At 55.2% G+C, this 11,653-nt stretch carries 10 protein-coding genes and 1 tRNA gene; all 11 read right to left on the minus strand.

Features of this window, described 5'->3' with window-relative positions; translation table 11 throughout:
* Positions 1 to 42: 42 nt before the first annotated feature.
* Entirely contained in the window at positions 43 to 528 is a 486-nt protein-coding gene (locus A3850_RS02125; protein ID WP_068213717.1) for a methylated-DNA--[protein]-cysteine S-methyltransferase, read from the minus strand.
* Positions 529 to 542: 14 nt separating this feature from the next.
* A complete protein-coding gene (locus A3850_RS02130; RefSeq protein ID WP_068213721.1) occupies positions 543 to 1,790 on the minus strand; it encodes an NAD(P)/FAD-dependent oxidoreductase in 1,248 nt (415 codons plus the stop codon).
* A gap of 77 nt (positions 1,791 to 1,867) precedes the next feature.
* Positions 1,868 to 2,677, minus strand: coding sequence for a 3'(2'),5'-bisphosphate nucleotidase CysQ (gene cysQ, locus A3850_RS02135; protein ID WP_068213724.1), 810 nt, complete (start codon positions 2,675 to 2,677; stop codon positions 1,868 to 1,870).
* Positions 2,678 to 2,701: 24 nt separating this feature from the next.
* Positions 2,702 to 3,637: an N-acetylornithine carbamoyltransferase gene (locus tag A3850_RS02140; RefSeq protein WP_068213727.1), complete on the minus strand. Its 936-nt coding sequence runs from the start codon at positions 3,635 to 3,637 to the stop codon at positions 2,702 to 2,704.
* Positions 3,634 to 3,918 (minus strand): antibiotic biosynthesis monooxygenase, encoded by a 285-nt coding sequence (locus A3850_RS02145; RefSeq protein WP_068213729.1) that lies wholly within the window; start codon positions 3,916 to 3,918, stop codon positions 3,634 to 3,636. Before A3850_RS02145 ends, A3850_RS02140 begins: the two co-directional genes overlap by 4 nt.
* The gene (locus A3850_RS02150) at positions 3,915 to 5,060 is read right to left on the minus strand and encodes an aspartate aminotransferase family protein (RefSeq protein ID WP_068213731.1); all 1,146 of its coding nucleotides are present in this window, start codon (positions 5,058 to 5,060) and stop codon (positions 3,915 to 3,917) included. Before A3850_RS02150 ends, A3850_RS02145 begins: the two co-directional genes overlap by 4 nt.
* Positions 5,061 to 5,071: 11 nt before the next feature.
* Positions 5,072 to 6,025, minus strand: a complete 954-nt coding sequence (argC, locus tag A3850_RS02155; RefSeq protein WP_068213733.1) for an N-acetyl-gamma-glutamyl-phosphate reductase — start codon at positions 6,023 to 6,025, stop codon at positions 5,072 to 5,074.
* 6 nt (positions 6,026 to 6,031) lie between these two features.
* Complete coding sequence (locus tag A3850_RS02160) at positions 6,032 to 7,216, minus strand: argininosuccinate synthase (RefSeq protein WP_068213735.1); 1,185 nt, start codon at positions 7,214 to 7,216, stop codon at positions 6,032 to 6,034.
* 30 nt (positions 7,217 to 7,246) lie between these two features.
* On the minus strand, positions 7,247 to 7,843 hold the full coding sequence (locus A3850_RS02165; protein WP_068213738.1) for a GNAT family N-acetyltransferase: 597 nt from the start codon (positions 7,841 to 7,843) through the stop codon (positions 7,247 to 7,249).
* 365 nt (positions 7,844 to 8,208) lie between these two features.
* Entirely contained in the window at positions 8,209 to 11,097 is a 2,889-nt protein-coding gene (locus A3850_RS02170; protein WP_068213741.1) for a T9SS type A sorting domain-containing protein, read from the minus strand.
* Between the two features lie 407 nt (positions 11,098 to 11,504).
* Positions 11,505 to 11,576 (minus strand) — tRNA-Gln (locus A3850_RS02175).
* Positions 11,577 to 11,653: the final 77 nt, after the last annotated feature.

Genomic DNA, 11,653 nt, shown 5'->3' on the forward strand with positions numbered 1-11,653 from the left:
ATTTCCCACAAGGTACTACCGCTAATGTGAGGTATAGGCGCCCTAAAACAGGCTCCCCTGCACCCCAAAACTCTTGGGGTTCTCCAGGCCGAGTAAGCTGCGTTTGAAGTCCAATCCGTAAAAGTAGCCGTGTAGATCTCCCGTTTTCGCGATGACCCGGTGGCAGGGCACAATGATGGCGATGGGGTTACGACGGTTGGCCTGCCCCACGGCCTGGCAAGCTTTGGGATCCCCTAAGCGATCAGCAATGAACTGGTAACTGACCGTGCGGCCGTACTTGATCTCCAACAACTGCCGCCAAACGGCCCGGTGAAAGTCGGTAGCGCCCGACCAGTCGAAAGGAAGATTGAATTCCCGCAGGGTACCGGAAAAGTAAGCATCCAATTGCCGCGTGGTTTTCAGGAGGATGGGGTGCGTAGGCGCCTCCAAGTGGGGGCTCAGGTCATTATCCAGCTTCACCTCGCGCAATCCGGTATCGGAAGCAACGAGTTTAAAGGTCCCGTAGGGCGTGGCGTGGAAATGGGTCATGGCCGACAGCTGATTTACGTCCGCAACAGGCCCTGAGCGGCCAGGCGGCCACTGCGCATGGCGGCATCCAGGGATCCGTTCAACTGGTGGTCACCCGCCAGGAAGGTGCGGTTCACAATGCGGCAGTGCGTGGGGTCGTAAGTAAAAGCGACCGGCTTAAGTGCCGGCAGTGCTTTTTTCACTTCGTAATGCTTCAAGAACTTAAGGCTATCGTTCGGCAACCGGGAATGGCGCAGCAAATCCTGTTCAGCCTGGCCGATCTGGCTTTCCCGCTCTACGGGGTTCCGCAGCGTAACGGAAATAAGCGAGCCCCCTTGGTCTTCCAACTTGTAGGTGGGCGCTACCTCATCCAACACCGTGAACGTATTGATCAGACTGGTGGGGTCACTCACCAGGTTGATGAGCCGGTTTTCCTTTAATCGGCGGGAACTGTAGAAGTAGAGATTCGAAGTGGATTTCCACTCCAGGGCTTCGCCCGCCAGCTGCGGAAGCAATTTTTCGGGTGGGCAGGCCACGATGATGCCGCCCGGCGCAGGAACCGATAGGCCCCCTTCTAAAATGACTTCTCCGTCCCGTACTTCCCGCACCTTGGTATTTAGCCGGACGTCAGTTTGCTTCAACTTACCGGCTAGTTGTTGGGCTACCGCTTCAATCCCTTCGGCCGGGAGGACGGCTTTGCCGGACCCAAACATCTTAAAGATGAAGCGGAACATGGCCGCGGGAGTGATTAACTCTGTCTCCAAAAAGATACCCCCGAAAAATGGGCGGAAAAAACGTTCAACGATCTGCTCGCTGAAGCCAAGCGACCAGAGGTAGTCGATCGTTTTCATGTCCGTGTACTTCGGCTTGAAGCAATCCTCCGGGGAAGTACCGCGGAGTTTCACGCCCAGTTGGGCCAACTTGAGCTTATCCGAAAGCGTCCCCACCGGAGAGAGGGCCGACCGCACAATTTGCGCCGGCTCCCGCAAGGGGTCCGCAAAACGAAAGCGTTGCTGCCGGGTATGGACGTGGCCTCCCGGGCGGAACGCTTTCACCCGTAACGCCTGTAGATCGAGATAGCGATTGACCTCCGGATAGTCTGTCAGCAACACTTGAAAACCATGATCCAGACGAAAACCGTCTACGATGTCCGTTCGTAAACGCCCACCCACGCGGTCACCAGCCTCAAGCAGAATGGGTGCGTGGCCCGCCTGCTCCAGTTCGTAGGCCGCAACCAAACCGGCGGCGCCGGCACCAATGATGATCGTTTGGGGAAGTGACAAGGGCTGGGATTGTAACGGTTAGGATGGGGCGAGCCGCCTTCAGGTTATGCTGCAACGGCGTCCGTGCGCATAACGGATTAGCACGCGAGTAGTTCCTCCCGCACTTCCCCGTACGCGATGAAGTGGTTATTGCGCAAAATTTCCTTGTTGTAGCGAAGCTCTTTACCCGTAGTATCGTCCACCATTTTACCACCAGCTTCCAGCAAAATGGCGTGAGCGGCACCGGTATCCCATTCCATTGTGGGAGCGAGACGGGGGTAAACGTGGGCATTACCCCGGGCCAGTTCCATGATCTTCAGTGAGCTGCCACGCTGAACCAGTTCCGGCCGGTCAAAGCGGTCGATGAAATTCTGGGTTTCCTCGTTGAGGTGGCTGCGGCTGGCGACTACTTTCAGGTTCACGTCCTTCATCGTAAAGGCTGCCGCGAAAATGCGCGACGGTTTGGCCCCCGGGCTTAGTACCTCAAAGGCGCCCTTTCCGGCGGCGGAGTAAAACAGCTCGTCCGTCACCGGGGTGAAGACGACACCGAGAACGGGTTTACCACTTTCGATCAGGGCGATGTTTACCGTGAAGTCACCGTTGCGTTTGATGAACTCCTTAGTGCCATCCAGTGGATCCACCAGCCAGAAGCGGGTGAGTTGGCTGCGAGTAGCGTAGCTCATCTCTTCCTTGGTTCCCTCCTCGGAAACGATGGGAGCTTGGAAGGCCAATTTTTTCAGGCCGGCTTCGATGACGGCGTTGGCGGCTTTGTCCGCTTTGGTGAGCGGGCTATCGTCGCTTTTCATTTCTACCCCGAAGTCCTCGGTGTCGTAGATCTTGAGAATTTCAGCTCCCGCGGCGCGCGCAATTTCGCCAACTTCTTCGGCGAGTTTCAGGTAATCGGTCATGGCGCGAAGGTACTCAATTGGCGCTTACAGGAGCGAATCCAGCACGGCTTGGGCGGCCCAGGTGCGGTTGTTTGCTTGCTGAAGTACGAGCGAGCGTTCGCCACTGATCACGCCGTCGGTCACCACTACGCCGCGGCGGACCGGTAGGCAATGCATGAAGTAAGCATTGTTGGTTAGGGCCATCTTTTCTTCGTCCACGATCCAGTCGTCGTACTCATTAGTCGTAGCGCCGTAGTTGTCGTAGGCGGACCAGTTCTTGGCGTAGACGAAATCTGCATCCGCAAAGGCGGCGCGCTGGTCGTGGGTGACGATTTCTTTGGGCGCAAACGCAGGTGCGAGGTTAAAACCGGGGGGATTGGCGATCGTCAGTTCGACCTCTCCCCAGGCCTGCATCCACTGCACAAAACTATTGGACACACACTGGGGTAAACGACGGGGGTGTGGCGCCCAGGTAAGGACCACCTTCGGCCGGGGGACCGGCCGGTGTTCCGCGATGGTCAGACAATCCGTCAAACTCTGCAGGGGGTGCAACGTCGCCGATTCCAGGCTGACGACCGGTACCGAAGCGTACTTCACGAAGGACTTGATAATGCGGTCTTCGTAATCTGCCACCCGGTCCTCCAGTGAGGGGAAGGAGCGAACGCACAGTACGTCGCAGTACTGGCTCAGTACGCCGGCTGCTTCCCGGACGTGTTCGGCGGTGTTACCGTTCATCACCGTACCATCTTCAAATTCGATACCCCAACCGCCACTGGCGTCGTAGGTGATGACGTCCGCCCCAAGTTGCCTGGCGGCCTTTTCGGTACTCATCCGCGTGCGGAGGGAGGAATTGAAGAAGAGGTTGATGACCATCTTACGTTCACCACTTCGTTTTCCGAAGGGATCTTGCTTGAAAGCCTTTGCTTTGGCAATGAGGGTGTTGATGTTGGTCACATCGTCAGCAGAAAGGAACTGTTTCATAGCTCGTAATAATCAACGGTGGGGAAGGTATCGTAAAATGGGTGGAGGAGGGCCGACCAGGTTTTGTACTCATCACTGTTGCGAAACCCTTCCGTATGGTGGGCGAGTGACGTCCATTCAATCAGGAGGACAAACTCACCTTCCGCCCCGACTTTTGGTAGGAGGCGGGCGCCGTGGCATCCGTCCTGACACAGCACCTGCGGCAGCGCCCGCTTAAAGGCTGCGAGATAGGCGGGTACGCGAGCGGGGTCGATTTCGATCAAAACATGCTCGAGGATCATACCGGCTGCTTCGCTGAACTGAGGGCTTTCACGAAAGCGGCGATCAATACGTCGCACTGTTCCCGAGTGACGTTAAGTGGTGGGAGTAACCGGATCGTATTCGGGTCCTTTGAAGAACCGGTGAAGACGTCGTGCTCGAACAACAACTGCTTGCGGAGCGGCGCGATGGGCGTTTCCAGCTCCAGGCCAATCATGAGGCCGTAGCCGCGGATCTCTTTGAAAAGTTGGGTAGCCGCCAGCTTATCGACCAGATACTCCCCCATTTTGGTGGCGTTGGTAAGAAGGTTTTCCTGCTCAATCACGTCCAGCACGGCGATGCCGGCGGCGCAGGCGAGGTGGCTACCACCGTAAGTGGTACCTAACATACCCGGCTTGGCGGTGAAGCTTTCGTGGATCAGGACGCCGCCGATGGGGAAACCATTCCCCATTCCTTTAGCCATGGCGATGATGTCCGGCTTTACCTTACTGTACTGGAAGGCGAAAAATTTACCGGTCCGCCCGTACCCGGATTGGACCTCGTCCAGGATGAGCTTCGCACCGTGAGCGTGGCAGAGGTCGGGAAGGGCTTCCAGGAATTCGGGCTCCGGAACGTAAATGCCGTGGACGCCCTGCACGCCTTCAATGATGAGCGCCGCGACGTCCCCTTTCTCCAGTTCGGCACGAACCGCTTCGAGGTCGTTCATCGGCAAAAAGGTGACGGGGAAGTTCTTATTGATGGGCGCCTTGATTTTCTCGTTATCCGTAACGTTAACCGCGGCGGAGGTACGCCCGTGGAAGGCTCCTCTGAAGGCCAGGATCCGATTACGACCGGTCTCAAAACTGGCCAATTTGAGGGCATTCTCCGTAGCTTCGGCCCCGCTGCTGACGAGAAATAATTCATAATCGTCCAACCCGGAAAGGCGGCCTAGTTTCTCCGCCAGTTCCTGCTGCAACGGATTCTTTACGCTGTTGGAGTAAAACCCAATCTTGGCCACCTGCTCCTGAATGAGTTTGACGTAGTGCGGGTGGGCGTGGCCAATGGACATCACCGCGTGGCCTCCATAAAAATCCAGTACGGTCTTGCCCTGATCGTCGGACACGTAGGCACCTTGCGCGTGGGTGGGTTCAAAGTCGTAGAGGGAGTAAACGGGAAAGAGATTCATGGGGGTGGGTTTTAAAAGTAATTCGCTTTGAGGCGAAGGCCGGCCTTTTCATCTAAGCCCAGCGCCAGATTCATGTTCTGAACCGCCTGACCGCTGGCGCCCTTGAGCAAATTATCGATCATGGAAATGACGAGGGCCTTATCACCGTGCTTTTCCACGTGTACCAAACCCTTGTTGGTATTCACGACCTGCTTGAGGTTGGGATTTTCGCTGGTGACGTGCGTAAAGGCAGCGTCCGCGTAGAAGCTTTGGAAAATGTCGTCCAACTCCCGCTGGCTAGCTTCCGTGGTGACGTAGGTGGAAACGAAGATCCCCCGCGCAAACGGTCCGCGGTGGGGGAGGAAGTTGATGCCCCCCGTCGTTGGTCGGCCGAGCTGCGTAACGGTGCGGCCAATTTCGTTGAGGTGTTGGTGGGAAAAGGCCTTGTAGATGCTGACGTTGTTATTCCTCCAGCTGAAGTGAGTTGTCGCCATCGGTTGTTGGCCCGCCCCGGTACTACCCGTCATCCCGTTTACGTGGACCTCGCCGTCGGCCAATCCGGCTTTGACGAGGGGGAGTAAGCCCAACTGGATTGCCGTAGCGAAACAGCCGGGGTTCGCTACTCGTTTGGCTCCGCGCGTCACCGCCCGATTGATTTCGGGCAGTCCGTACACCCAGTCATCTGCCATCCGGTAATCCGTACTGAGATCTACCACCAGCGTGGACGACGGAGGATCATTCTCCTCCATCCAGGTGCGGGAACGGCCGTGACCCATGCAGAGGAAAAGTATGTCGGCCTCACCCGCCTCAGCCGAAAAGGTGAGATCGGTTTCTCCGACGAGGTCGGTATGCGTTGCGTGGACCGGTTTCCCGGCTTGGCTGGCGCTCTGCACAAACTTGATACTTACGCCAGGGTGGTGGACCAACAGGCGAATCAACTCCCCCGCGGTGTACCCTCCACCCCCGATAATTCCTACGGTTTTCATGGCACCTTATTTGTTGACGGCGTTACGGATTCTTCCCGGTACGCTGAGGATCTTGGTGAAGCCTCGGACATCTGCGCCGGACCAGCCTTTATTCATCTCCCCGTAGGCGCCGAAGCCGGCTCCCAGCAAATCGTTGGGTGAAGTGATACCGTTGAGCACGTAGCGGTGGGGATGCAGAGTGACGTGAACGCTACCGTTGACGGTGGATTGGGAAGACTCCATGAAGGCCTCCACGTCGCGCATGACCGGGTCCAGGAACTGCCCTTCGTGGAGCATCATCCCGTACCAGTTGGCGAGTTGTTCTTTCCAGAAGAGTTGCCACTTGGCCAGGGTATGTTTCTCCAGCAAGTGGTGACCCTTAATGATGAGGACGGCAGCGGCCGCCGCAAAACCAACCCGGCCCTTAATGCCAATGATGGTGTCCCCGACGTGGATATCCCGCCCAACACCGAAGGGCGCTGCAATGGCTTCCAGCGCTTCGATGGCCTTGACGTTGGAGGCAAAGCGTTGGCCGTTAAAGCCGACGAACTGCCCTTCCTCAAAGTCCAGATCTATGTTCAGTGGTTCAGTAGCCGTTACCGGAATGGGCCAGGCATCTTCGGGTAATGATTGATGGCTGGTCAGCGTTTCTGCGCCGCCCACGGAGGTGCCCCACAGACCAGCATTAATGCTGTAAGTGCCTTTTTTGGCGGGCCAGTCCAGGCCATGCTTCGCGAGGTAATCCACTTCCTCCTGCCGGCTGAGTTGCATATCGCGGATGGGGGTAATGATCTCCAGTTCCTTGCCACTCAGTTCAAAGGCCAGGTCGAATCTTACCTGGTCATTTCCCGCTCCAGTGGAGCCGTGGGCCACCCCGCCCGCATCGATTTCCACGGCGTACCGCGCTACGCTCATAGCCTGAAACATCCGTTCGGCGCTGACGCTCATGGGGTAAGTCTGATACCGCAAGCAGTTACCGTACACGAGGAAACGAATGCATTCCTGGTAGTAGGCTTCCGTGACGTCCACCCTTTTGTAGCTGGCGGCGCCAAGGAATTTCGCGCGTTGCTCCATTTCGGCGATCTCCTGCTCGGAGAAGCCACCGGTATCTACGCTCAGCGCGTGTACTTCGTAGCCTTTTTCAGCCGTCAGGTATTTGATGCAATAGCTGGTATCCAGCCCGCCGCTGTAGGCGAGTACAATCTTTTTCATAGTCGGTATTTCTGGGGTTTGGTGCTAAATCTATTTGAGCTTGCGCTCCAGTTTCTCCCGTTTCCGGTCGAGTTTCTCTAATTTTTTGCGCTTGACATCCTCCGCGCTCGGCGCCATCATCGCGGTACAAAGGCACATCTGCCGCTCGTTCCGGGTGAGGATATCAAAGTTGGGGCAGGTCTGGCAGCCGGCCCAGAAGGCATCATCTTGCGTCAGTTCACTAAAAGTAACCGGGCGGTAACCGAGGTCGCTATTGATTTTCATGACGGGCAGGCTCGTCGTGATCCCAAAGATCTTCGCCGAAGGGTACTTCTTCCGCGATAGCTTGAAGACGGCTGCCTTGATCTTGCGTGCTAACCCCAGCCTCCGGTAGGCGGGGTTGACGATCAGGCCAGAGTTGGCCACGTATTCTCCGTGGCCCCAGGTTTCGATGTAACTGAACCCACCAATGTCACCGTCCACGATGGCCACGATGGCTTTACCGCTGCGGATCTTCTCTTCTACGTAAGCGGGTTTCCGTTTAGCGATGCCCGTTCCGCGGGCCTTTGCTGATTCTTCGATCAAATCGCAAATGGCCTGTGCGTACACGGCGTGCTCTGCCTGAGCGACGAGTATCTGAATATCCATACTGTAAATAAAGGGGGAAGCGGAACAAGGCCGCCGGATGAAACTAGTAGAATCGGCACTGCCCGTTCAGCCACGATACGCTGCGGGCGCTTCCGGGCCACGCGGGCGGGAAGCTTACTTAATCCTCCTTCGTCGGAGGTCGGTGCGGAGAAAATCTACTGACTGGGTCATGGGCCAAAGGTAAGCGCAATTTATGGCGTTTGAAATACCGAACATCTATTTGGCGCTGCCGCAGGTGCGGGGCGAGTGGGATTAGGCACCGTAAATAAAAAAGCGGCCCCCTTCCACGCATGGTGAAAGGGGGCCGGCTTTTTGAGCTCCTTTATTTAGTGAATAAGGAAACTCGATCAATCGGATCGGTTAGCTTACTGCTTTACGATCTGCTTGCTGTAAAGAGCACCGTTGGCGAGGATTGTCAGGTTGTAAACACCTGCGGGTACTTCGCTGAGGTCGATACGGCTGTTAACACCGTTGAAGACGTTGGCGGAGATTACCTGGCCGCTGAGGCTGGATACGGTTACGTAGAACTTGCTGATGTCAGCGTCGTTGTTCTGGATCGTAACTACGTCCACGGTTGGGTTCGGGAAGAACGCCATGTCGAGGCCACTTTCGTCGATGCTGGTAACACCAGTGAGTTCCCACTCAGCTTCGATGGCACCGATGTCTGGCGTACGGCCACGGAGCGTACCGAAGATGTCTCTTTCGGGAACGAGCGCGTTTGCTACACCACCGTCGATGAGGGGGTTAGAAACACCCAGGTCATCACCGATTACGAGGTCGAGGTCGAACAGGTCGTCTTCGTCGTTGAAGGGGTCAAGGAAGATAGAGAGCAGTGCATCTTCGTCTTCAGCATCGTCTACAACGCGGTCGGTATCACCGAATTCGATGTTGGCACCGTTTTCACCGTTGAAGAAGTTACCACCAAGAGAGTTGATGTTGATGGCACCAATACGGTCGAGATCGCCGGGGCCAAAGTTGCCGTCGGGGTTGTAAAGTTCAACTTCGATCTGGTTGATGCCTTCAGCCGTAGCCTCTTCGCTCATGAAAGCGTTGTTGAGGAAGTTCAGCGTCATGGAGTTGACTTCGTTGAGTACGTTCTCGCCACCCTGGAAGAGCGCGATTTGGTTACCAACGGCAGTTTCGCCTTCACCCTTACGGTTTTCGAAGAAAGTGTTGTGGACGATGTTGGCTTCCAGCACTACGGAACCGATGCTATCCCACTTACCTTCGTTCGTGTTGTAGCTAGGAGCGTTACCGTTGAAAATAAAGGCACCGCCGCTACCGTCAGTAACGAGGTTGCGGAGGAAAATAGAGTTTTCCAGGCCAACCACGAGGCGCTGCGTAGAGATCGCACCACCCTGTGAACCAGAGCTGTTACCAATGAAGGTAGAGTTCTTCACGTCAACGGCAAGGTCACCGTATACTACGTCGATACCAGTTTCCAGCGTGTCACGAGAAACCAGGCCACGAACGGCATTGATTGCTCCACCGTCACCCGTAGAAGAGTTCTCAAGGAAGTCACAATCTTCGATCGTTACGTCGAAACCAGACCGGAAGTGCAGTGCAGCACCCGAAGCGGCCGTACCAGCGGAGTTACGCTGAAAAATAGAGTTCTTGATGGAGAATGGCACGGTACCAGCGTCTGGGCCAAAGCCGTAGAGAGCACCACCACCAGAAACAACGTTGACGGGGTTTTCACCAATTACGTTTTCGCGGAAAGTACAGCCGTCGAAGTTAGCACCAACGGTACCGGGGTCGTAGTAGAAGGTGATGGCTGCGCCCTGGGAAGCATCCGTAGAAGTACCGTTGTTGGCGAAAGTAGTGTTGGTCGCATTCAGCTCGTAAGGGGAGTTGAACATGATACCACTACCGTAGCGAGAAACGCCACCGCTGATGGTTACATCGTTAAGCGTAAGTGCGTTGGCCGCGTCGTTTGCGTCACCCTGTACGTAAATAGTACCACCGAAACCAGCTTCCGTAGAAGAAAGGGTGCTGTTGTTGAGGGTCGTGTTGTTGAGGGTGAGGTCAATCGAAGCAGAATCGAATTCAAGGATCGTAACGGCACCACCAAAGCGGCCACCGACGTGTCCGTCAAACGAACAGTCATTCAGCGTTACGCTGTGACGAAGGGGAGTAGCGTTAACACCGAAGGTGTAAAATCCTGCAGTTCCACTGCTACCAAGATCAACATCATTATTAGTGAAGTTGGTGCTGTTAACTATCCAGTTCTGGTTACCACCGCCACCAAGGGCAGAACGGTCAGAAGAGGTAATGTTGGAGAACGTACAGTTCGTAACCACCATGTCGTTGGTAGGATCAGCGTCAGGGCGACCGGGAGCACCGGAAACGTACACACCACCACGGGTGCTGGCGATCTGGTCGAACGTAGAGTTCATCAGCATTACGTTGTCCGTACCCACGAAGTTGATACCGGCACCACGAACGGCCCGGCCATTGATGTTAGAGAAGGTACAGTTGTCAACGACGACACCGTTGACATCGCTGATACGCAGCATCTCGTCCTGGTTGTCACTGGTCTTACCCAGACCAATGAAGGTAGAGTTGGTGATGGTCAGATCGTCCAGACGCTCGATGTAAGCGTTGAAGCTGCTCTGAGCGAAGTTGTTCATGAACGTGATATTGTCCAACGTGGTACCACTGGTCTCTGCACCGAAGATGGTGAGGGCGGAACCGAACGTGGAACGGTTGTTCATGAAGACACAGCGAGAAACGTCAGCGCGGCCACGGAGGTAAAGACCTGCACCGGCGAAGTCAAGGTTACCACCGTCAGCGGCGATACCACCGTTACTGAAAGTGATACCGTCGATCTTGGTCGTGTACGTACCACCGGAAGTGTCGATTACGGCCAGGATACGGTTGTTGTCGAGGTACGCAAGGCTGTCGTAAGTACCAGCTACGTCGTTACCCATAACGTCACCACTAAGAATAGTCACGTTGGTAGCGGGGTCTGCAGCGGTAGCGTCAGATTCGGTACCAGCGAAACCACCGAGGATTTCCATTTCACGTATAGCCACGAAACTGCGCTCCGCAGGTGTCGTGTAAGTACCAGCAGCGATCCAGATGGATGCACCGACGGGTGCGTTAAGTAGAGCTGAGTCGAGCTCAGTGTAGGCATCAGCCCAGGTGTCGCCATTGTCGGCACCAGTTGCCGCTCCGTTCACGTAAACGACTTTCTGAGCCATCAGGCCGGTCGTTGTGAGGAGCAAACAAGCAAAGAGTAGTAATTGCTTCATAAAATAAATTGGTTTTATACTGAATTGAAGAGTCGATTAGTGATCATTACCCGGATGGAAGTATCGCCTCCATCTTCGGGTAACTATTGTGAGACTTTGTTTTGGCCCGAGCGTAAGGAAACCCAAGTAGCAAAAAGGCTGGCTAGGTAACTATTCTCCCAAGAGGGATTTGCGCGAACTATTAATTCAGGGTTTAGGGTCTGCAAAGATAGAAAAATAGCAAGAAAGCAAGCAGAGCAATTTTTACTTCCTAGGTTTTGCAACGGACCATAACAGTGTCGTGTCGCCCGTGCTACCAATGGCGGTTGCTCAATTTGTCAACACACCCAACCTTCGTAACCACAATGCCCACCAACGACAAAGCCCCCATCCTTTTAACGGGATGGGGGCTTGTAATTCGCTTAGAGTAGACCTACAAGGACTCGAACCTTGAACGACAGAACCAAAATCTGTTGTGTTGCCAATTACACCATAGGTCTAAAAAGACCGGGCTGTTGCCCTAAGCGGCCGCAAATATACAGACGATTTATTTTTAACGCCAACTGAAACGGATTAA

The organism is Lewinella sp. 4G2 (assembly GCF_001625015.1).
Lineage (GTDB): Bacteria > Bacteroidota > Bacteroidia > Chitinophagales > Saprospiraceae > Neolewinella.

What these genes read in the sequence shown, in the direction of transcription:
- A3850_RS02125 (WP_068213717.1), bottom strand. Translation starts at nt 528, where the DNA reads ATGACCCATTTCCACGCCACGCCCTACGGGACCTTTAAACTCGTTGCT.
- cysQ (WP_068213724.1), bottom strand. Translation starts at nt 2,677, where the DNA reads ATGACCGATTACCTGAAACTCGCCGAAGAAGTTGGCGAAATTGCGCGC.
- A3850_RS02140 (WP_068213727.1), bottom strand. Translation starts at nt 3,637, where the DNA reads ATGAAACAGTTCCTTTCTGCTGACGATGTGACCAACATCAACACCCTC.
- A3850_RS02145 (WP_068213729.1), bottom strand. Translation starts at nt 3,918, where the DNA reads ATGATCCTCGAGCATGTTTTGATCGAAATCGACCCCGCTCGCGTACCC.
- A3850_RS02150 (WP_068213731.1), bottom strand. Translation starts at nt 5,060, where the DNA reads ATGAATCTCTTTCCCGTTTACTCCCTCTACGACTTTGAACCCACCCAC.
- argC (WP_068213733.1), bottom strand. Translation starts at nt 6,025, where the DNA reads ATGAAAACCGTAGGAATTATCGGGGGTGGAGGGTACACCGCGGGGGAG.
- A3850_RS02160 (WP_068213735.1), bottom strand. Translation starts at nt 7,216, where the DNA reads ATGAAAAAGATTGTACTCGCCTACAGCGGCGGGCTGGATACCAGCTAT.
- A3850_RS02165 (WP_068213738.1), bottom strand. Translation starts at nt 7,843, where the DNA reads ATGGATATTCAGATACTCGTCGCTCAGGCAGAGCACGCCGTGTACGCA.
- A3850_RS02170 (WP_068213741.1), bottom strand. Translation starts at nt 11,097, where the DNA reads ATGAAGCAATTACTACTCTTTGCTTGTTTGCTCCTCACAACGACCGGC.